Raw genomic sequence first — 22298 nt, 5'->3', positions numbered from 1 at the left:
ACGCAATATGCGTCTTCTTACTTGCTTAATTGTTTATTATTCATTCATTAAGTGAGATTCAATAAAATAGCGGATGTCTTTAATAAATCGTTCTACAACAGTGAGGGCTTCAACGTTAGAATTTTCATTTTCTGTGACAACTTGCCATTCTCCATCATTGATTCTTCCCATCACAAAATCAACAAGTTCTTGATCTGTTTTTGTCCCATCACATTGTAAGATAGTTTCTAATTCGTGCTTAGATAAGCTGAGAATATTCCCAACAAAGTTAGACAAACTGACTACTGGTTTTGCAGTTTCCAAATGATAAGCAAAATATTTTGCATATACAGGTTTTAACTTCAATTTTTCTGTTTCTATCACTGGAATATCACGTGCATAAAACTCTAATTTTTGATTATAAATTTGGGTTAAAATAGCCGCATAGCCCGCATTTTTATCACCTTCAACATAATTATCAATAAATGCTTTTACATTAACCATTTTGGGATAAAAGCGTGATAAAAAACTGATTAATTCTGGAGGGTTATCATCTTGAACTCTGGCACGGATATAAAGGCTGTCTAAATCTTTTACTTTGATGTCACGAGAAATATTACATTTTTCTTTATTTTCAAGATGAGTAATGATGCTAGTTCTGAATTGGCTATGTAACAGATAATCATAATATTGCTCTTTAAGCACGTGATTATTACCACATTCTTGATTAAGTTTTGCTTCAATTTCCTCATTTTCAAAAATTGGGAAAGTCTTATTTAAAGTTGCATCACAGATATGCGCTAAGCCATTTCTTTCTAATAACGCATTAAATTCATATAAATAAAACGGATGATTATATTCTTCGTGGTACTCGTGATATACATAATGATCATCGCCATCATCAACTCGTTGACAAATATCTTTCACGGTGGGATTGCCAATAGCAAATTCTTTTAAAAATGCAACCGCACCTCGACCGAAGGCTAATTTATCTAATGAAGTAAAACTCTCATTATATTTTGCAAAAGTATCAGCACGGAAACGCATAATATCTCGAACCACTTCTAAAGATTTCCATCCCGGATAAGTGTTATAAGAAATTATAGCTGATCCATTTTCCGCTAAGTTATTTTTGACAACTTGTAAGATTTTATCCCTCACAAATTCAGGTACCCAACTGAATACGCCGTGGCAAATAATATAATCAAATTTAACATCCTGATTTTCAAAGCAAGAAATATCTTGGCAAAGTAATTCTACATTAGTAAGTCCAAGCTGCTTCACAACTTCTCGACCACCTTCAATTTGCTTTTCGGACAAGTCAATTCCCGTAAATTGTGTATCGGGGTTTGCTAATGCATAAGAAATAATATTTCCACCAAAACCACAGCCAATTTCAAGCACCTTCGCTCCTTTAATTTCAGGTGTTTGAAAACCTAATAAAGACAAAATCGCTTTTTGTCTTTCTGGTAAAGTATGTACAAAACTTTTTGAAATATAAGGAAGCTCATTGTAGCTTTCTTTAATTCGCTCTATATTTTCCATTTTTCAGTACTCGCAGATATTCTTATAAAATATGGATAACAACATAATGTGTTTAAACTTTCTTATCAGTTAGTTTTTATATATCTATTATATTTATTTTGCTTGAACAGCAGAACTTTGCCATTGTAACAAGCTGAATGGGTTAAAGAAAGTGCGGTTAAATTTTTTCAAAATTTTTATTAATACAAAAAAAGCACAAGTATTAACTTGTGCTTTCAATGATAAGTCAGAATTAGAAACTTAATTCACGATCACCATTTTCATCTTTAATGCGGTTTGGCAAGCCAATTCTGTTTAAAAGATTCAAAAATGGTTTTGGATCAAGCTGCTCAACATTACGCATCTCACCGACATCCCATTCACCTGTGGCAATCAATAATGCAGCGGCTACCGCCGGCACTCCAGCAGTATAGGAAATGCCTTGGCTACCGACTTCTTCATAAGCTTCTTTGTGATCTGCGACATTATAAATAAAGATTTCTTTCTCTTTACCGTCTTTTTTACCTTTCACCAAATTACCAATACAGGTTTTACCAGTATATGTTGGTGCTAAAGAAGCTGGATCTGGCAACACGGCTTTCACGACCTTAATTGGAATCACCTCTAAACCTTCAGCGGTTTTTACAGGATGAACCGATAATAACCCCAGATTCTTCAACACATTAAATACATTAATATAATGCTCACCAAAGCCCATCCAAAAACGGATATTCGGGACATTTAAATGTGTTGATAACGAGTGTAGCTCTTCATGACCTGTCAAGTAAGAATTTTGCATACCGACTATTGGCAGATCATCCGTACGCTTCACTTCAAACATCTTGTTAGCTACCCATTGACTATTTTGCCAACTCCAAACTGTCCCTGTAAACTCACGAAAATTCACTTCTGGATCAAAGTTAGTAGCAAAATAACGACCGTGGCTCCCTGCGTTAATATCAATAATATCAATACTATCTACGCTATCAAACTCATCATTGACTGCATATGCGGCATAGGCATTAACAACCCCAGGATCAAAGCCTGCACTTAAAATTGCAGTCACATTGTTTTGTTTACATAACTCACGACGTTTCCATTCATAGTTTGCATACCAAGGTGGTGTTTCGCAAACTTTACTTGGATCTTCGTGCATTGCGGTATCAATATATGCAGCACCAGTTTCAATACAAGCTTGTAATACGGACATATTGACAAATGATGGCCCCACATTAATCACAATTTGTGATTCTGTTTTTTGAATTAATGCTTTCGTCGCTTCTACGTCAAATACATCAATTTCAAAGCATTCAATGGTCGCTGGCAGTTTAAAATTACCTTTTTCTACCACACTTTCCGCAATGGCTTGGCATTTTTCAATTTTGCGTGAAGCAAGAGAAATTTTACCAAGTACATCATTATGTTGCGCGCATTTATGTACCACAACTTGTGATACGCCACCCGCACCAATAACCAAAACATTTTTTTTCATTTAGCATTTTCCTCCCAAGTACCGAGCTTGCTAAAGGATCGGCATAGGCGTTAATAAAAACCTGATACATATTGAAAACCTAAAAAGTCAATATCAGGGCAGAGATAGCTTTATCATCCAATACGATAAAGTTAAACCGAAAAAGTGCGGTCTGTTTTAACAAAATTTTGCTAACATCAACCGCACTTCTTATTCATTATTAAGATAGACTCTCAACATAATCTTGATAGCCAAATTCTTTTACCACTCGAACTGAACCATCAAGTTCTTTAATCACAATGGCTGGCATATTTACACCATTGAACCAGTTTTTCTTCACCATGGTATAACCAGCCGCATCACAAAATGAGATTCGATCACCAATTTTTAATGGTTTTTCAAAATGATATTCACCAAAAATATCACCAGCCAAACAAGATTTACCACAAACCATATATTCATATTCACCTTTGCCTTTGAAGGCATCTGGTAATAACTTCGCTTCAGAGCGATAAATTAATAAATCTAGCATATGCGCTTCTGTTGCCGCATCAACAATCGCTAATTCTTTACCGTTATTTAAAATATCTAACACCGTGACTTCTAAACTTGTACTTAGCGTAATCGAAGCTTCACCTGGCTCCAAGTACACTTGTACAGCGAACTTATCAGAAAACTGTTTTAAACGTTCTGCAAATGCCTCTAATGGATAATTTTCACCAGTAAAGTGAATCCCCCCTCCAAGGCTGACCCATTTCACTTGGTGTAATAATTCACCAAATTCATTTTCAATGCGATCAAGCATCTCACAAAATTTATCGAAATCTTCATTTTCACAGTTATTGTGGAACATAAAGCCAGTGATTAATGGCATCACTTCGCGAATTTTATTAATATCCCATTCTCCTAAACGGCTATATGGACGTGCAGGATCTGCTAACAAAAAGCTTGATGTACTTACACGTGGGTTCACTCGTAAACCTCGTGGTAAATCTCCCGTACGATTTGCAAAGCGTTGTAACTGATTAATGGAATTAAAAATAATTTTATCAGCATTTGCTACGACTTCATCAATTTCCTCATTGGAATACGCTACACTGTAAGCGTGTGTTTCACCACCAAATTTTTCTTTACCTAATTGTACTTCGTAAAGCGATGATGAAGTTGTACCATCCATATATTGACTCATAAAATCAAACACGCCCCAAGTCGCAAAGCATTTCAATGCAAGTAATGCTTTTGCCCCTGATTTTTCACGCAAATATGCAATTTTTTCCATATTGCGTAAAAGTTTACTTTTATCAATCAAATAATAAGGCGTTTGCAATGCTGTCATTTCGTATTAAACCCTTTTTCAATCATTAATTTACAAAAACTTAAGGTTAATTATTATAGCTAAGTATTATCAATGAGCAATCGTTTTCCTAAGCTATTTATTAAGTTATAGTGAATAAATATGCTAAAAATACGTTATAGTGCAAAAACAGGCTTTTTTTGCTAGAATCTTGGACAATTTTGACAATAAAAAATAAAACAGCCAATAACCTAACTTATGACAAATAATTATTCCGCGAATGAAATAACCATTTTAAAAGATCTTGAGCCCGTTCAATTACGTCCGGGAATGTACACCGACACCACTCGTCCAAACCATTTAGGCCAAGAAGTCATTGATAACAGTGTTGATGAAGCATTAGCAGGATATGCCACTAAAATCGAAGTGATTTTACATAAAGATCAATCTCTTGAAGTCATTGATAACGGTCGTGGTATGCCAGTGGATATTCACCCTGTTGAAAAAGTATCTGGTGTAGAAGTCATACTCACTAAACTGCACGCTGGAGGTAAATTCTCCAATAAAAACTATGAGTTTTCAGGTGGTTTACATGGTGTGGGCATTTCCGTGGTCAATGCATTGTCTGAACGTGTTGATGTCACAGTAAAACGCAATGGAGAAGTATATAAAATTGCCTTTGAAAATGGCGTTAAAGTCGAAGAATTAGAAGTTATCGGCACTTGCGGGCGCCGTACCACAGGCACAACAGTTCGTTTTAAACCAAATCCAAAATATTTTGATAGTGATAAATTCTCCATTTCTCGCTTGCGCCACTTATTACGTGCCAAAGCTGTACTTTGCTCTGGCTTAGAAATTAAATTTATTGATAAAGTCAACGACACTGAAGATGTTTGGTTATATGAAGACGGTTTATCTGACTATTTAAGCGAAGCTGTAAATGGCTTATTGACCTTACCTGAATCGCCTTTTATTGGCGATTTTAAAGGGGATAAAGAAGCTGTTAGCTGGGCCTTATTATGGTTGCCTGAAGGCGGAGAATTATTGGGCGAAAGCTATGTTAACTTGATTCCAACCATTCAAGGTGGTACACATGTCAACGGGCTACGTCAAGGCTTACTAGATGCAATGCGTGAATTTTGTGAATTCAGAAACTTGTTACCACGTGGAGTCAAATTAACAGCTGACGATATTTGGGAACGTTGTGCTTATGTACTTTCAGTAAAAATGCAAGATCCACAATTTGCAGGACAAACTAAAGAACGTTTATCTTCTCGTCAAAGTGCGGTCTTTGTGAGCGGAGTTGTTAAAGACGCCTTTAGTTTATGGTTAAACCAAAACGTACAACAAGCGGAACAACTGGCTGAAATGGCGATTAGTTCAGCGCAACGCCGTTTGCGTGCTTCGAAAAAAGTGGTACGTAAAAAATTAGTTAGTGGCCCTGCTCTACCAGGTAAGCTTGCCGATTGTAGCCAACAAGATTTAGAAAAAACCGAGTTATTCCTCGTGGAAGGTGACTCTGCTGGCGGTTCAGCAAAACAAGCTCGTGATCGAGAATATCAGGCGATTTTGCCTTTACGCGGTAAAATTCTAAATACTTGGGAAGTGTCATCAGAACAAGTTTTATCTTCAACAGAAATTCACGATATTGCAGTGGCTTTAGGAATTGACCCAGACAGCGACGATCTCTCTCAGTTACGTTACGGTAAAGTCTGTATCCTTGCCGATGCGGACTCGGACGGTTTACACATCGCAACCCTATTATGCGCATTATTCCTCCGCCACTTCCCAAAATTAGTACAAGACGGTCACGTTTATGTTGCCATGCCACCTCTCTACCGTATTGACTTAGGTAAAGAGGTTTTCTATGCCTTAGATGAGGGTGAAAAAGAGGCGATTTTAGACCGTTTGAAAAACAAAAAAGGCAAACCAAACGTACAACGTTTTAAAGGGTTAGGTGAAATGAACCCGATCCAATTACGTGAAACTACAATGGATCCAAACACCCGACGTTTAGTCCAACTTACTTACAACAAAGAAGAAGACAACGGCGCCGAAACTTTAGAATTAATGGATATGCTACTGGCGAAAAAACGCTCAGAAGATCGCAAAAATTGGTTACAAACCAAAGGCGATCAAGTGGATTTAGCTGTATAAATTTAGACATTACTTTGTAATAACAAAGCTCAAGTCAAATAAAAGTGCGGTGGATTTTACCCCAATTTTCTAGCGTGAACTGCTCAAATTTAGAAAGAAGGTCTCCTTCAGCGAAACCCGATATATAAAACATAAAATTAACCCAAAACTAAAACAACTATGAACACAATCAACTACGAAGGCATTGAACAAACGCCATTACGCGAGTTCACTGAAAAAGCCTATCTTAACTATTCAATGTACGTCATTTTGGATCGTGCATTGCCTTTTATTGGCGACGGGTTAAAACCAGTACAGCGTCGCATTATTTATGCAATGTCAGAATTAGGCTTGAATGCCACAGCAAAATACAAAAAATCTGCCCGCACGGTGGGGGATGTCTTAGGTAAATTTCACCCACATGGTGACTCAGCTTGTTATGAAGCAATGGTATTAATGGCACAACCTTTCTCTTATCGTTATCCATTAGTGGACGGTCAAGGGAACTGGGGGGCGCCAGATGATCCAAAATCTTTTGCAGCAATGCGTTATACCGAATCTCGCTTATCTAAAATTGCGGAAGTACTGTTATCAGAATTAGGACAAGGCACCGTTGATTATCAACCAAACTTTGATGGGACATTAGCTGAACCTCAATATTTACCAGCACGTTTACCGCATATTTTATTAAATGGTACAACCGGTATCGCAGTAGGTATGGCAACTGATATTCCACCACACAACATTAATGAAATTGCCGATGCAGCTGTGATGTTGATTGATAACCCGAAAGCCACATTAGACGACTTACTCACTGTGGTTCAAGGTCCAGACTATCCAACAGAGGCTGAAATCATCTCCTCTAAAGACGATATCCGTAAACTGTATGAACAAGGTCGTGGTTCTGTACGTATGCGTGCAGTTTGGAAAAAAGAAGATGGCGAAATTGTGATTACGGCCTTACCTCATCAATCCTCTCCATCAAAAGTGATCGCACAAATTGCAGATCAAATGACAGCGAAAAAGTTGCCAATGGTAGAAGATATTCGTGATGAAGCCGATCACGAGAGCCCAATTCGTATTGTGATTGTACCGCGCTCTAATCGAGTCGATTGTGATGCATTGATGGCACATTTATTTGCAACGACAGATTTAGAGAAAAGCTATCGTGTGAATATGAATATGATTGGTTTGGACAATAAACCAGCGGTAAAAAGCTTAGTTGAAATCCTCACCGAATGGTTACAATTCCGTCGCACCACAGTCACTCGCCGTTTACAACATCGTTTGGATAAAGTGCTTGCTCGCTTACATATTTTAGACGGTTTGATGATTGCTTATCTCAATATTGATGAAGTAATCCAGATCATTCGTAATGAAGATGAGCCGAAACAAGTGTTAATAGCACGATTTAATTTAACGGATGAACAAGCAGAAGCAATTCTGAACTTGCGCTTACGTCATTTAGCGAAGTTAGAAGAACATGAATTACAAGCAGAAAAAGATCGTTTAGAAGAAGAGCGCGATAGTTTACAACTGACTTTAGGTTCTGAACGTCGGTTAAATGGTTTAATCAAAAAAGAAATCCAACAAGATGCTAAAACTTATACCAGCCCACGTTTATCACCACTAGTGGAACGTGCAGAAGCCAAAGCAATTTCTGAAAGTGACATGACTCCAGCTGAGCCTGTTACAGTGATTTTATCGGAAATGGGCTGGGTACGTTGTGCGAAAGGTCACGATATTGATGTACAAAATATCAGCTACAAAGCAGGTGATAAATATCTTGCCCACGCTTATGGTAAAAGCAACCAAGCGGCTGTCTTTATTGATAGCACTGGTCGTAGTTATGCCCTTGATCCATTAACGCTACCTTCTGCTCGTTCACAAGGTGAGCCGTTGACAGGAAAACTTACACTACCCGCAGGTGCAAGCGTTGAACAAGTGCTAATCGAAACAGAAAATCAACCATTATTAATGGCATCTGATGCCGGTTATGGATTTATTTGTAAGTTTGAAGATTTAGTTGCGCGCAACAAAGCTGGTAAAGCGCTGATTTCCTTACCTGAAAATGCCAGAGTATTACCGCCATTAAAACTCACAAATGAGACCGCACTTTTAGTCGCTTTAACTTCTGCTGGCAGAATGTTGATCTTCCCAGCGAAAGATTTACCATCATTGGCTAAAGGAAAAGGAAATAAGATCGTCACTATCCCAGCAGTAAATGCTAAAGATCGTTCTGAACTATTGGTCCGTTTACTCTTAATTGAAGAAAGTTCTACTTTAGTTTTCCATTCAGGCAAACGCAAAGTAACCTTAAAGCCAGAAGAATTACAAAAATTCCGTGCAGAACGAGGAAGAAAAGGTACTCAATTACCACGCGGATTGCACAGTAATGCAGAAATAGAAGTGATTACACCTGAAATTGAAAGTAAATAATAAAACTCAAAGGGATGTTAAATGACATCCCTTTATTTATAGTAAGTGAAATATTATTTTTTCAAGTTAGCTAAGCGCTCTTGAGCAACCTCAGTTAGAGCACCTTTTTCTTTTAATACTTCTTGATACCAATGAATGGCTTGTTGTTTGTTTTTCTTAGTACCTTCACCGTGTTCATACATCAATGCAATACGATATTTCGCATTATAATCCCCCGCTTCCGCAGCTTTTTTGAACCATTTAAACGCATTTTTAAGTTGTTTAAGTTCATTTTCATAAATTTGCCCTAAAACAACCATGGCATCTTGTGAACCAGAACTTGCTGTACGTTCAAATAATTTAATACTATGTTTAATATCTTTTTTTACACCGTGACCTTGTAGATAGAACACTGCTAAATTATTAATAGCTTTGACACTTCCCTTTTCTGCGGCCTCACTAAACCACCAATAGGCTTTTTCCAGATCTTGAGGAGCGCCTTGCCCTTTCGCATATAAAATACCTAAGTTAGCTTGTGCCTGATAATCCCCTTTTTGTGCTAATGGAAGCAATAAATCAAACGCCGCTTTCCAATCTTGTATTTCAGCAGCTTTCACGACTAACTCACGACGTTGTTCGTCTGTCATCTCGGACGCTGAATTTGCCCCATTTTCTGATTCGAGCTGTTTTTGGATTCGTTCTGAAATGTCTTGTGACAATTGTGTGACATTCTGAGCCACATCAAGCTCAGGCTGCACTGCATTTGCTAAGCCACAGCTAGCACACAGAATGAGACAAAGCCATTTTGATAATTTCATAATCACACCTTATAACGTTGCAACTAATAACATTACAAAAAATACGAGTGAAACCGCCATTTCGATTAAACCAACTTGTTTGACTGACAATTTAACTTTAGGTAACCAAATTGCGCGAATTAACGGCGGTACGAAAGCCAATGCTAACAAATATTGTTGCAAAGGTAAAAAAATCAACACACAACCTAAGTGAAAAAGTATAGATGCCATTAAATAGCGTGGATTTTTACGCTCACGCATTACGGATTTCACATAAAGTGTCGTACCAATAAAAAATAATGTTGGGTAAATCGCAACCCACCAGATTTTATGGTCAAAAGTGCGGTCAGAAAAATAATAAGATGCCATTCCTGCAATTGCAAAAATAATGATGCCTGCAAAATCATTCAATAATGCGCGCTCATCTTTTTGTCTGACATAATAAATATTCACAGCAACAAGCGGTAGCATTGCCAACACAAAATAAACCACCTGCCATTCATGCCATAATGCTGGGATTGCACACAATAAACTGGTCGTACCATAAATCCAAGTCCATTTTATATTGTTGGGTAAATTGCGACCTTTGAAGAGATTTAAGAAGGGATAAGTCATCAAATAAAGGCTAAACCAAGCAAGTAAAAGGAAAAAATGCATCCATACTGGTTTCCCCATTAACATTCCATACAAAAATGGCATTAATGCCATAACAATTGCCCCATGCTGGTTTGAAATTAAAAGTTTCATTTAGCCTCTTCCTACAGAAATAATTAAGTTGCGTAATTGTAACGAGTTTGATACAAAATAGATATATTATTCATTATTGCAACACAGTTAGGGAGGTTAAAAATGGGCAAAGTGCAACGTTTTCATTCAAATGAACGATTATCAGAAATGGCAATTTATAACGGTGTCATTTATTTATCAGGTCAAGTACCAGAAACCACATTAGATGCGGGAGCTTACGAACAAACAAAAGAAGTTCTAGGTCTTATTGATAAACTTCTTGCAGAAGTGGGGTCAAATAAAAGCCGAATTATTAATGCTCAAATCTATCTTGCCGATATGGACGACTATGATGCAATGAATCGCGCGTGGGACGAATGGGTTGATAAAAATTCACCACCAACACGTGCAACCGTAGAGGCTAAACTTGCAAGTCCTGATTGGAAGGTAGAAATTGTGATTACGGCAATTATTTAATTTATTTTAATATTATAGCTTTCTAAATAATTCTCATTTGCTATACTACATAAGCCAATTTCTTCACTCGAAATTGGCTTTTTGTTTAAAAAGGGAAGTTACACCAATGAACCTCTACACTTATATCTGTTTCTTATCAGCCATTTCCATTTTGATTGGCTTTATTACTCGAAAAATCAGCGACAAAATCCAATACACCATCGCTATCACCGCCACTTCAATAGTTGTATCTGTAGCCTTCCTTATCTTCGGCAATTTAAACTGGTTTAATTTAGACACTTTTGCGACCAATATAATGGAACAGCTCGACTTCAAGAGTTTCCTACTCAATGGTATCCTTGGATTCTTACTGTTCGCAGGAGCATTAGGCATCAAGTTACCTGTTTTGAAAAATCAAAAATGGGAAATCACAACTTTTGCTCTCTTTTCCACGCTCGCTTCTACTTTTCTTATCGGTTTTATTCTTTACGGCATTTCCTCTCTTATCGGCTTACAAATCGACTTAATCTATTGCATTCTTTTCGGTGCATTAATTTCGCCAACCGACCCGATTGCAGTATTAGCGATTATCAAAAACTTAAAAGCGCCAAAACGCTTATCAATGCAAGTGGAGGGAGAGTCCTTGTTTAATGACGGTGTTGGTTTAGTGATTTTCACCACCATTTTTGCCGTCGCATTTGCTGGTCACGAACCCACTACAACCGGAATTACATCGTTATTCTTACAAGAAGCGGTTGGAGGTATCGCCTTTGGCTTTGTGATTGGCTTAATTGCACACTTCTTAATTTCATCTACGGATGACGGGAGTTTAGAGATTCTATTAACCCTCACCATTCCAACCGCAGGCTTTATGCTGGCTAATATGTTGCACGTTTCAGGTGCATTGGCAATGGTGGTGGCTGGGATCTTAATTGGTAACTGGACTCGCTATGTTGGTTTCTCTAAACAAAGTCGTTTATATTTAGATCACTTCTGGGAAATGATTGACCACTTCCTCAACTCACTCTTGTTCTTGCTAATTGGTCTCGCACTTTTACTTGTCGATTTCACTTATCAAAGCGTTATTTTGCTGATTTTAGCGGTGCCAATTTGTCTTACTGGCCGTTATATCAGTGTGTGGATGCCATTTAAATTGATGCAGCGTTTCCGCACTTACAACCCTTATACCCTCAAAATTCTGACTTGGGGCGGATTGCGTGGCGGTTTATCTCTAGCAATGGCTCTTTCAATTCCGAAAGGAACGCTTTATTTAGAACACATTGGAATGGATGTTCGCGACATTTTGTTAGTGATGACCTATGCAGTCGTAACATTTTCCATTTTGGTGCAAGGCACCACCATTGAAAAAATGATTAAAAAATCCAAAGAAACTGTATTACATCAAAGAGGCTATGTAGATTTAAATCCACATAAAAACGAACATAAATAACTTTCTTTCACCAAAATGCCCTTATGAAAAACATAAGGGCATTCAAGAATTATAAAAACTGACCGCTCTTTTTACATCAAAACCATTATACAGGTTTAACCGAAGCTAAATCCAATTCCCCATTAAATTCAGTTAAAAATAACTGTAATTTTTTGTCCTGCTGTAAATCTTCTTTAGCCTTTTCACGCAACATCTTATAGGTTTGACGATAAAAATCTGTTGGAGTTTGAGTAATTTCATCACTTACACGAATTTCTAACTCGATCTGCTCTGCATAATATTTCGCTAATTCTTCAGTGAGGTTTTTAACAAAAGTGCGTTTTTCTAAGTGTGATTTTTCAGTATGAATCCCTAACGTAACTCGCCCTCCAGATTTTTCAATTAACGCACAATTTAACGCAAGTTCTTTAGTTAAGTTATTGATATCCAAAGATTCAACGATATTTGTCCAAACATCTTCTTTGCGCGATAACAAAATGACTTTTTCGCGCAGCTCTGGTGTAATGTCTTTTTCTAAAGATTGTTTTAATTCAGATGGAGTTGGTCCATCTTGCATTTTGGCTAACTCAGGATTACTCCACTCCCAACGGTAGGTTTCTGCCAGATTCTCGCCCTCTGCCACCTCATCAGAATCTATTTCTATTTCATTTTCTACCGCACTTTGCCGAACCTCAACGCTCTCTTCAGAAATATCAATAGAATTAGAAACAATCATTCTAGGCTGAGTAGAGGATTTTAATAATTTGCTAGGCTGTTTTTGGGTAAATGACTTTTGTTCGAATGGCTTCGTCTCAATAACTGGAAGTGCGGTCATTTCTGGTGAAGTTTCTTCCGTTACTCTGTCTATTGTTTTTTGAAGAGAAACTACATCAGACTTTTTTTTTTCTTTCTGAAGTGAAGATAAAGAAGTATTATCTAACTTATCCAATTCTGCGAGAGCTTCTAATGCAACCGAATACTCACTATCACTCTCTACCGTATTTTTAAGTGTAATAGGTTGAGAATAAGATCTTTGTGCATCAACTGCTGGCATATTGTTTGGAACAACATTAGATGAAGGAATTTGTTGTGATGTATTTTGTGCAGTTTTAGGCACAGTACGTGTATTTAAATTACTCGCATACTGTGACTTAATATTTTGAGACAGCACTGGCATTTCAACATAAGCAGTTTGATTATTCACAGATGAAACTGAGGATTGTGGTTGTGTTGACTCAACAATATTGCTATTAATGAGCTTTGGATGAAATGCTAATGCTCGTAATAATGTCATCTCAACGCCAATGCGTGGTGTAGGCGAAAATGCTAGCTCTTTACGTCCAGCAACGATCACTTGATAGAAAAATTGCAGATCATCAGGAGTAATCAAAGTCGCAAGAAAATCAAGTTGGTTTGACTCATCAAGACGATCTTTTGGCAATAATTGCTTAACTGCTATTTGATGTAATTTCTCTGCAATATCTCGTAAAAATAAATCCCAATCGCTACCTTTTTCTGCAATGGCTTGGATAATTTTCATCATATTCTCACCATTACCTTGTTGTAAGGTATAAAGAATATCGATGGCTTGATTATCATCTAATAAGCCAAGCATTTCATTCACAACGTTTAACGTAATATTCCCGTTACTCATTGCAATAGCTTGATCTGCTAAACTTAGACTATCACGAATACTGCCTTGTGCAGCTTTCGCCAGTTTCTCTAGGGCAAGAAAATCAAAAGGGATACTCTCTTGCTTTAAAATAAATTCAAGATGTTGAGCAATTTGCGTTTGTTCCAATGCTTTCAAGTGGAACTGCATACAGCGCGACAGGATTGTAATGGGGAGTTTTTGCGGATCAGTTGTTGCTAACAAAAACTTAACATATTCTGGTGGTTCTTCAAGCGTTTTTAATAACGCATTGAAAGAATGGCGTGAAAGCATATGTACTTCGTCAATAAGATAAACTTTATAACGCCCTTGTACTGGTTTGTATTGGACGTTATCTAATAACTCGCGTGTATCTTCCACTTTAGTACGAGATGCCGCATCGATTTCAATTAAATCAATAAAGCGACCTTCTTCAATTGCCTTGCAATGTTCACATTCACCACAAGGTTCTGCTGTCACACCATTAACACAATTCAATCCTTTAGCAAATAAACGAGCAATAGATGTTTTTCCCACACCACGCGTCCCTGAAAAAAGGTAAGCATGATGTAAACGATTTTCTTTCAAGCCATTGGAAAGTGCTATCAAAATATGACTTTGTCCAACGACATCCGCAAATGTCTTTGGTCGCCACTTTCTTGCCAATACTTGATAACTCATTCCTTGCCCTTATCAATACTTAAAATTGCTGTTTATACGGATTAGTGACCTTCAAAATTCACAAGATTATAGGTTTCAATGCCTAAATCATTTAAGCGCCTCTCACCACCTAAATCAGGTAAGTTGATTACAAAAGCCGCATATTTCACTTTACCACCTAAACGGCTCACTAATTTTGCCGTCGCTTCAATTGTACCACCTGTTGCTAATAGGTCATCGATGATTAAAACGTTATCATCTTTAACAATAGAATCCATATGCATTTCTAAAGTGTCTTGACCATACTCCAATTGATAGGTTTGTGAAATAGTTTCACGCGGTAATTTACCTGGTTTTCTGACTAAAACAAAAGGTAGATTTAATGCAAGTGCCACTGGCGCACCGAAAATAAATCCACGAGATTCTGTTCCTAAAACTTTAGTAATACCTTTATCTTTATAACGTTCTACAATCATATCTACTGTTGCACGAAATGCTTCAGGAACTTCAAGTAAACTCGTAATATCGCGGAAAATAATTCCTTCTTTTGGATGATTAGGAATTGATTTAATTGATGATTTAATTAAAGCAAGTTTGTTGTTCATTATGTAGCCTAAAAAGTGCGGTTAAAATAACAAAATTTCTAAAATAAGGCTAAAAATTTTATCATATATCTCAAGATTTAACGATAAATATCTTTGCCGTCCTTACGGGTTTTTAAAAGACGTAAGATCCAAACATACTGCTCAGGTGTTGGTGTCACGAAACTTTCAATTTCAATGTTCATTGCACGCGCAGACTGTTCTGGATCATCCATTAACTCTAATGCAGGATGAATTTCCATTTCATATTTACCTGATTTAGCATTATAACGTGGAAACATTGGAATCACGGCAGCTTTTGCCAAGCGAGCTATTTTATTAATACCTGGCAAGGTCGCTTTATAAGTTGCAAAGAAGTCTACAAATACGCTTAATTCCGCCCCATAATCTTCATCGGGCAAATAAAAACCCATCTCACCTGATTTAACATGTGCAAGGAAAGGTTTAATCCCATTTTGGCGAGCATGCATTTTTCCACCAAAACGCTGACGAACGACTGTCCAAAGCCAATCTACTAATGGATTACGATGAGGATTATACATTGAAGTCATTGGCATCCCGTGTGTATGTAAAATAATACCAGATGCATCAATCGCCCAACCGTGCGGCACAAGTAATATAATATTTTTCCCTTCTGCTTTGGCTTGTTGAATATGTTCTAGCCCAATAAATTCGCTTCGTTTTTGCAAATGTGCTTTTGAACGAACGGCAATTTCACCAATACCTAACATCACTTGTGTCACCACAATAAACATTTTTTCAATAGTTTCTATACGCTGTTCTACTGTCCAATTGGGAAAACAGTATTGTAAATTGACATTCGCACGGTGATATTGTTTTTTAGCTTTACGTGCCACAATCACGCCTAATTTAGCTGCGAACCAGTCTCGTAGCCTAAAAGGAATAAACGCAAGAATAAGTAATCCACAAATACCAAGCCAAATCAGCCAATATTTAGGTAATAAATAAGACCACGAAAAGTGAGGTTCATATCCCACACGAGCGGTTAAACGAGTATCTTCCGACATCCAAATTCCTGTTTAACTAAAACCAACCTTGATCGTACGCCATTTTGATCGTCATAATGAATGACATAATCACGACCATTGGGCGAATAAGTGTTTTGCCTTTTGTCAGCACCATTTTCGCCCCTAAATTAGCGCCAATGATTTGTCCAAACATCATCGCCAGACCTACTGACCACATAATTTGCCCACCAATTAAGAAAAAAATCAAGGAAGCAATATTTGACGTAAAATTTAATACTTTTGCGTGTGCCGTTGCTTTCGTGAGGTTAAAACCGAGCAACATAACAAACGCTAAACTTAACATTGAGCCTGTACCCGGCCCGAAAAAACCATCGTAAAAACCAATTCCCATACCAGCTGTGAAAGCAAACACTGTATAAGAAATGCGTTTTTGACGATCTTCCTCACCTAGTTTTGGAGAGAGTAAAAAATACAAACCAATTGCAAGAATGAGAAATGGCAAGGCTTTCTTAATCAATCCACTATCCACAAGCTGGATTAAAATTGTGCCACAAGATGCCCCAAGAAAAGTCATCAACAAAATTAACCAAACTTCGGATAAATTGACCGCTCTTTGGCGTAAAAAGTACAAGCTAGCGGAAAATGAACCGCCACAAGCTTGCAATTTGTTAGTGCCTAAAGCTAACGCAGGTGGCATTCCTGTCATCAATAATGCAGGAATGGTAATTAAGCCACCACCTCCAGCGATAGCATCAATAAAGCCTGCAATAAATGCAACACAAAATAAGATCGCAATAATATCTAAACCAAATTCCATCTCAATTTCTACTCCGACCTTTTGTTATTCTAACCACTCACTACGATTTGGAGCTGTTAAAATCTGCTGACATAACGGCGGTGCTGGCGGTGTTACTTTCGGTTTTGCTGGCGTAGTTGATGGCTTAGCTGGTTCAAACCAAGAATAAAGCTCTGCCCCACAACCATCGCCACTTGGCACTGCTGTTTGATTTTCACAATATGTTGCACCTTTTGGGCAAGCTAAACGTACATGAAAATGCGAGTCATGGCCAAACCAAGGACGTACTTTATATAACCAACTACGATCTGTACCTGCTGTTTGACATAGTTTTAGCTTAATCGCTGGATTAACAAAAATACGGGTCACATTTGGATCTTCTGCTGCGAATTTAATCAGCTTCGCGTGATTCTGGTTCCAAATGCGATCATCAACACGTTGTGCTTTGCGATCCACAACTAACAGACCTTTGCCATCAGAATTTAGCGCATCTTGATCGGACATTGTCCCCATTCTCAACCAAATATCTGCATCAAGCCCCATTTGATGGCTGGCATGTCCTGTTAAAAAACGTCCACCGCCAGGCATAGCAATATCACCAACCAACATTGTTGGCATGCCTGCTGATTTCACTTTTTTACCTAAATTCTGCAAATAGCGAATCATATCGGGATGCCCATAGTAGCGATTACGATTTTTACGAATCACTTGATAGCCATCACCTTTATAGGGCAACGCTTGAGCACCAATGATACATCCATTAGAATAGCTACCAATTGGCTCTGGTTGCCCTGGAATTGGGCGTTTAATTTTTTGCCATTCTTGTGGAGATGCGAAAGAAAAAGCACTAAAAAGTGCAGTTAAAACAGCCAGAGTTTTCACAAATTTTGTCATAAGATCCAGAAGTATAATATACTTATCTCAGTTAAAGTGGAGCTATATAGCCCCATCTGTTATCTATTTTGTGCTCTATGTCTTAGTAGGTGATCGAGTAACACAATCGCTACCATCGCCTCTGCTATAGGCACAGCCCGAATCCCTACGCAAGGATCATGACGTCCTTTTGTCACGACTTCTACGGGTTCATTGGCTAAATTCACCGAACGGCCCGGAATGGTAATACTTGATGTTGGTTTCAATGCAATGGTTGCAATAATTGGTTGACCAGAACTAATTCCCCCTAGAATGCCTCCCGCATGATTTGACAAAAAACCTTCTGGTGTCATTTCATCACGATGCTCTGAACCACGTTGTGATACAACGGCAAAACCATCTCCAATTTCAACCGCTTTCACTGCATTAATGCCCATTAAGGCATGTGCAAGATCAGCATCAAGGCGATCAAAAACTGGCTCACCTAGCCCGACTGGCACATGTTCTGCCACGACAGTGAGCTTCGCACCAATCGAATCGCCTTCTTTTTTCAATTGACGAATTAATTCATCGAATTTTTCGACCGCACTTTGGTCTGGACAAAAGAAAGGATTGCTATTCACTTGCTGCCAATCAATATTTTCAATTACTTGTGGCGCAATAGTGACATCACCAATTTGTGAAAGGAATCCCCTGACCTCAACACCAAAATATTCACGCAAATATTTTTTTGCAATCGCACCTGCGGCCACGCGCATAGCCGTTTCACGTGCAGAAGAACGCCCACCACCACGATAATCACGAATACCATATTTTTGTTGATAAGTAAAATCGGCATGTCCTGGTCGGAAACGATCTTTAATTTCACTATAATCCTGTGAGCGTTGATCGGCATTTTTAATCACCATACCGATACTCGTTCCTGTTGTTTTACCTTCAAAAACACCTGATAAAATTTGTACTTGATCGTCTTCACGACGTGGTGTTGTATAGCGAGATGTACCTGGTTTACGACGATCTAAATCAGGCTGAATATCCGCTTCGGACAAAATCAGTCCTGGCGGTACACCGTCAACAATACAACCTAAAGCAATACCGTGTGACTCACCAAAGGTGGTGACACGAAAAAGTTGTCCTATGCTATTTCCTGCCATATTTTAGCCTTCTTGTTTTTGTACTGGAAAACATTGCTGATTTAATTTTACTTCCTCATTTGTCACTTGATTTTTAATGAAAACATCTAACTGATTAAATGAAATATCAATAGCATTTTCTTCAAATAATTGATTTACGCGACGGTTTAAGAAATCCACGGTAGGGTTACGATCTGCCAATTTTCCTACATATAAACGTAACTCGTGATCAAGTGAGCTTGCGCCAAAATTCAAGAAATACACCACTGGTTCTGGCTCTTTCAATACCCGCTCACACTCGCTTGCAGCCTGCAACAATAGACGTTTAGTTAATTCAAGATCTGAACCATAACCTACACCAACACGAATCACCACACGCGTGATTGAATCATTTAATGCCCAGTTGACTAAGCGCTCTGTTACAAATGCTTTATTTGGTACAATGACTTCTTTACGATCAAAATCGATCAATGTGGTTGAGCGAATACGAATTTTAGATACCGTACCTGAATATTCACCAATCGTGATCACATCGCCAATACGTACTGGACGCTCAAACAAAATAATTAAACCAGATACGAAATTAGCAAAAATTTCTTGTAAACCAAAACCTAAACCAACAGAAAGTGCGGCAAATAACCATTGTAATTTCGACCATGACATCCCAAGAGTTGAGAATGCTAGACCTGCTCCAATTGCAATAATAAAATAAGTCGCTAATGTAGTGATCGTATAAGGTGTACCTTGTGAGAAAGTAATTCTTGAGAAAACCAGTACCTCCAACAACCCGCCAATATTACGCACTAACGCATACATCGCAATCAAAATTACAACAGCAAGTAATAAATTTAATAAAGTAATTGACTCTAACACAGTTCCAGCAGCAGTAGTCACACTTTGTTGCCATAAGGTTACACCTTGTAAGTAATAAGCTACAGTGACTAAATCTGCCCATACCCAATACAATAAGCCAAATAAGGTCACTGTTAGAAGCAAGTCTGTCACACGTAGTAACTGCTCTCTCACTTGTGTAATACCTAAGCTTTCATTTTGCAACTCAAGGCTCATTCCTAGCTCTTCTTCAGTATCAACCTTCGCCACGGCTTGTTGCTCACGTTTTTCTTTCACACGATTATATGAAATTCGGCACGCTGAAACAGCAAGCCCGCGATAAATGATATTTTTAAGAACTAACCAACTTGCAACTACAAAATAAGAAGACATTAAATGAGCCATCAAATTCAGTGCAGTATAATAATAACCCATTACTACTAATGCGATTAACATAAGGGGGGCAAGCACTAAAAAAATACGGCCCAGTTTTAAAATAAAATGTGAGTTATTTGTATATTCTTGAGCATTGCTCTCATAAGATCTTACTGCTGAGCCAATTCTCGGTCCGATAATGAATAAAGAAATAATCAAGACAGAAATTGTCATCACTTGCCCAATCACATCATTAGTAATACCTGTTTCCAAGTAAGTGAAGATAGATGCGTTTAACCATAAAGCACAAATCCAAACAGAACGTTTCAATACTTTATAGAACGTATCTACACTTTCTTTTGGCATTTTAAAATGGCGGTATGCCACACCATTTGGGCGTAAAATTGCTAGCATAAAAGCAAAGAACCACCAATATGCTGCCATTTTTAACATCCAAGGTGAAAGCTCAAATGGATTTTGGAAACAAATATAAACCACCACAAATAACACAGCTAAAAAAATTAGTGTGCTTGGCAAGCATAAAATCATTGTCCACATCACTGCTTCTGGCGTATGCCATTGGCTATCTGATGTCAGCGTATTTATACGGCTATTAATAGAATTTAAACGTTGTTTGATTTTATTTTTTTGTAATTGGATAAAACCAAAAAGTGCTAACAGCAAGCCAATAAATAGTGCAGTAGGAATAAAATCATCTCTCCAGTTTGAAAAATTGATTAACTTAATAATCTCTTTCACCTGTACTTGAAATGTGGGTAAGAAGCCTGTCATCCAATCTAAATCTATCGGAGCATTACTTTTTACCCAGAAACTTTGTTGTTGCAACTTACTCTGTAGCTGGTCACTAATAGCACTGACTTGTTTTTGGTTTAACTCAATGGTAATCGCAAGATTTAACTGATTATTTAATAAACTCAAAATATCAGATAATAACTTCCGTCGTTCTTGTAAAACAGAATTTAATTGTACTTTTTCTTCCGCTGTAAATGACGCTGCTTCTTTTTTCTCTAAATTTGCAATGTAGGTTTGCGTATCATAAAGGCTATCTCTAGCTTCTGTCAGATCAAAAATACGTACACGTAAATCCGCGATTCGTTTTGATAAACCACTGATCATTTGATCTTGAGGTAACAGCTCTTTTTGTTTATTAATAATTCTTGAAAGTACTAATGTGCCTTGTAATGCACTGATTTGATCATCAATATTACGTTGTGTTTGTTGCAAGTTATCCAATACGTTTTTGATACGTAAATTATCTTGTGATAACGCATTCATTAATGTCGTTTGTTGTACAAGTTCTTGGCTTAACTTCACATTAATATCTAATTGATTAGCTACAGCAGGATGACGAGTCGTTTTAATATCCTGCTGTGATTTCTCTAATTGAGCGACTTGCTGCTGAGATTCTTTTAGATACTGCTGATTAATAGCGTCTTGCAATAGCTTTATTTGCTCTTGCGTTTGATGAGTTTCAAAGGTTTTATCTTCTAATTGAACGGTATATAACGAAGTCAGCGTATTATTACCTTGTAATAATACTTTATTAAAACTGTTTTGGAGTTCGATTAACTGAAGCTCTGTTTCTAAACGTATTTTACCACTTGCTAATAAATCTGGCGCTGCAAGCAATTTATTGATTTCTTGAGTACGCGTTAAATTATTATTTAACGTTGCTTGTGCACGTTCAGGCGCACTACGTAAAGCAACTAACTCTGAATTTAACATCGATGTAGCAGTTTGGTTTTGAGCCAATTTCTGCTGCGCTACATTTAATTTACTTTGTAAGTCATTTAGCGCCACACCTTCAAAAACATTTAATGCTGGCTTCTCTGCTTTTTTCAAACCTTCCAAATGTTTTTGAGCTTTTAATGTTAAATCTGTAGCACTCGAAATTTTTTCTTCCAAGGCGCTAATATCTGCTTTTTGCTTATTAATTTTACCTAAAAGTACCAGTGTTTCTTCAAGATTTTGAACCACTGTTTTATTATTAGGATCATTACTATCCCCACTTTTCGCAACATTCAATTGCGCTTGAATTTCGTTCTCCGAAACAATTTTTGCAATAGCAGAAGTATTGAGCATAAAACACAGGCTCAATCCTAAAAATAAATGCGTTAGAAAATTCGCTTTCTTCATT

Annotated in this window: 16 protein-coding genes; 4 read left to right on the top strand and 12 right to left on the bottom strand. The window is 37.6% G+C overall.

From position 1 onward, the window contains the following. Positions 1-36 precede the first annotated feature (36 nt). From CKV78_RS02380 to nspC, 3 genes are all read right to left on the bottom strand, one after another. Positions 37-1524, bottom strand: coding sequence for a class I SAM-dependent methyltransferase (locus CKV78_RS02380; RefSeq protein WP_005764428.1), 1488 nt, complete (start codon positions 1522-1524; stop codon positions 37-39). Between the two features lie 232 nt (positions 1525-1756). Next, on the bottom strand, positions 1757-2995 hold the full coding sequence (locus CKV78_RS02375) for a saccharopine dehydrogenase family protein (protein ID WP_005764431.1): 1239 nt from the start codon (positions 2993-2995) through the stop codon (positions 1757-1759). 199 nt (positions 2996-3194) lie between these two features. Continuing rightward, on the bottom strand, positions 3195-4310 hold the full coding sequence (gene nspC / locus CKV78_RS02370; protein WP_005764433.1) for a carboxynorspermidine decarboxylase: 1116 nt from the start codon (positions 4308-4310) through the stop codon (positions 3195-3197). Between the two features lie 216 nt (positions 4311-4526). On the opposite strand from nspC, the gene parE reads away from it, so the two are divergent. Both parE and parC read left to right on the top strand, forming a co-directional pair. Next, positions 4527-6425: a DNA topoisomerase IV subunit B gene (gene parE / locus CKV78_RS02365; protein ID WP_005764435.1), complete on the top strand. Its 1899-nt coding sequence runs from the start codon at positions 4527-4529 to the stop codon at positions 6423-6425. A gap of 159 nt (positions 6426-6584) precedes the next feature. Next, positions 6585-8843: a DNA topoisomerase IV subunit A gene (gene parC, locus CKV78_RS02360; protein WP_005764438.1), complete on the top strand. Its 2259-nt coding sequence runs from the start codon at positions 6585-6587 to the stop codon at positions 8841-8843. Positions 8844-8896: 53 nt separating this feature from the next. Here the strand turns inward: parC and CKV78_RS02355 are convergent, their stop codons facing one another. Together CKV78_RS02355 and CKV78_RS02350 are read right to left on the bottom strand one after the other, a co-directional pair. Next, positions 8897-9640, bottom strand: coding sequence for a tetratricopeptide repeat protein (locus CKV78_RS02355; RefSeq protein ID WP_005764440.1), 744 nt, complete (start codon positions 9638-9640; stop codon positions 8897-8899). Positions 9641-9649: 9 nt separating this feature from the next. After that, positions 9650-10366 (bottom strand): YwiC-like family protein, encoded by a 717-nt coding sequence (locus CKV78_RS02350; protein ID WP_005764443.1) that lies wholly within the window; start codon positions 10364-10366, stop codon positions 9650-9652. A gap of 102 nt (positions 10367-10468) precedes the next feature. Here CKV78_RS02350 and CKV78_RS02345 point away from each other — a divergent pair, with 102 nt between their 5' ends. Continuing rightward, positions 10469-10822 (top strand): RidA family protein, encoded by a 354-nt coding sequence (locus tag CKV78_RS02345; protein WP_005764445.1) that lies wholly within the window; start codon positions 10469-10471, stop codon positions 10820-10822. Positions 10823-10928: 106 nt separating this feature from the next. Beyond that, on the top strand, positions 10929-12251 hold the full coding sequence (locus tag CKV78_RS02340) for a cation:proton antiporter (RefSeq protein WP_032855602.1): 1323 nt from the start codon (positions 10929-10931) through the stop codon (positions 12249-12251). Positions 12252-12336: 85 nt separating this feature from the next. Here the strand turns inward: CKV78_RS02340 and dnaX are convergent, their stop codons facing one another. The 7 genes from dnaX to mscK form a co-directional block, all read right to left on the bottom strand. Continuing rightward, positions 12337-14562, bottom strand: coding sequence for a DNA polymerase III subunit gamma/tau (dnaX, locus tag CKV78_RS02335; protein ID WP_005764451.1), 2226 nt, complete (start codon positions 14560-14562; stop codon positions 12337-12339). Between the two features lie 41 nt (positions 14563-14603). Next, a complete protein-coding gene (apt, locus tag CKV78_RS02330) occupies positions 14604-15146 on the bottom strand; it encodes an adenine phosphoribosyltransferase (protein ID WP_005764453.1) in 543 nt (180 codons plus the stop codon). A 77-nt stretch (positions 15147-15223) separates the two neighbouring features. Continuing rightward, on the bottom strand, positions 15224-16171 hold the full coding sequence (gene lpxM / locus CKV78_RS02325; RefSeq protein WP_005764455.1) for a lauroyl-Kdo(2)-lipid IV(A) myristoyltransferase: 948 nt from the start codon (positions 16169-16171) through the stop codon (positions 15224-15226). 16 nt (positions 16172-16187) lie between these two features. Continuing rightward, positions 16188-16949, bottom strand: coding sequence for a TSUP family transporter (locus CKV78_RS02320; RefSeq protein WP_005764457.1), 762 nt, complete (start codon positions 16947-16949; stop codon positions 16188-16190). A gap of 24 nt (positions 16950-16973) precedes the next feature. Then, a complete protein-coding gene (gene mepA / locus CKV78_RS02315; RefSeq protein ID WP_005764459.1) occupies positions 16974-17822 on the bottom strand; it encodes a penicillin-insensitive murein endopeptidase in 849 nt (282 codons plus the stop codon). Positions 17823-17881: 59 nt separating this feature from the next. Next, the gene (aroC, locus tag CKV78_RS02310; protein ID WP_005764461.1) at positions 17882-18955 is read right to left on the bottom strand and encodes a chorismate synthase; all 1074 of its coding nucleotides are present in this window, start codon (positions 18953-18955) and stop codon (positions 17882-17884) included. Between the two features lie 3 nt (positions 18956-18958). After that, positions 18959-22297: a mechanosensitive channel MscK gene (gene mscK / locus CKV78_RS02305; protein WP_005764463.1), complete on the bottom strand. Its 3339-nt coding sequence runs from the start codon at positions 22295-22297 to the stop codon at positions 18959-18961. Position 22298: the final 1 nt, after the last annotated feature.

Source organism: Pasteurella dagmatis, assembly GCF_900186835.1.
Classification (GTDB): domain Bacteria; phylum Pseudomonadota; class Gammaproteobacteria; order Enterobacterales; family Pasteurellaceae; genus Pasteurella; species Pasteurella dagmatis.
This window is presented reverse-complemented; position numbering and strand designations above follow the sequence as displayed.

Excerpts from the sequence above, each read along its gene's own strand:
- CKV78_RS02380 (WP_005764428.1), bottom strand. The coding sequence starts at position 1,524 with ATGGAAAATATAGAGCGAATTAAAGAAAGCTACAATGAGCTTCCTTAT.
- CKV78_RS02375 (WP_005764431.1), bottom strand. The coding sequence starts at position 2,995 with ATGAAAAAAAATGTTTTGGTTATTGGTGCGGGTGGCGTATCACAAGTT.
- nspC (WP_005764433.1), bottom strand. The coding sequence starts at position 4,310 with ATGACAGCATTGCAAACGCCTTATTATTTGATTGATAAAAGTAAACTT.
- parE (WP_005764435.1), top strand. The coding sequence starts at position 4,527 with ATGACAAATAATTATTCCGCGAATGAAATAACCATTTTAAAAGATCTT.
- parC (WP_005764438.1), top strand. The coding sequence starts at position 6,585 with ATGAACACAATCAACTACGAAGGCATTGAACAAACGCCATTACGCGAG.
- CKV78_RS02355 (WP_005764440.1), bottom strand. The coding sequence starts at position 9,640 with ATGAAATTATCAAAATGGCTTTGTCTCATTCTGTGTGCTAGCTGTGGC.
- CKV78_RS02350 (WP_005764443.1), bottom strand. The coding sequence starts at position 10,366 with ATGAAACTTTTAATTTCAAACCAGCATGGGGCAATTGTTATGGCATTA.
- CKV78_RS02345 (WP_005764445.1), top strand. The coding sequence starts at position 10,469 with ATGGGCAAAGTGCAACGTTTTCATTCAAATGAACGATTATCAGAAATG.
- CKV78_RS02340 (WP_032855602.1), top strand. The coding sequence starts at position 10,929 with ATGAACCTCTACACTTATATCTGTTTCTTATCAGCCATTTCCATTTTG.
- dnaX (WP_005764451.1), bottom strand. The coding sequence starts at position 14,562 with ATGAGTTATCAAGTATTGGCAAGAAAGTGGCGACCAAAGACATTTGCG.
- apt (WP_005764453.1), bottom strand. The coding sequence starts at position 15,146 with ATGAACAACAAACTTGCTTTAATTAAATCATCAATTAAATCAATTCCT.
- lpxM (WP_005764455.1), bottom strand. The coding sequence starts at position 16,171 with ATGTCGGAAGATACTCGTTTAACCGCTCGTGTGGGATATGAACCTCAC.
- CKV78_RS02320 (WP_005764457.1), bottom strand. The coding sequence starts at position 16,949 with ATGGAATTTGGTTTAGATATTATTGCGATCTTATTTTGTGTTGCATTT.
- mepA (WP_005764459.1), bottom strand. The coding sequence starts at position 17,822 with ATGACAAAATTTGTGAAAACTCTGGCTGTTTTAACTGCACTTTTTAGT.
- aroC (WP_005764461.1), bottom strand. The coding sequence starts at position 18,955 with ATGGCAGGAAATAGCATAGGACAACTTTTTCGTGTCACCACCTTTGGT.
- mscK (WP_005764463.1), bottom strand. The coding sequence starts at position 22,297 with ATGAAGAAAGCGAATTTTCTAACGCATTTATTTTTAGGATTGAGCCTG.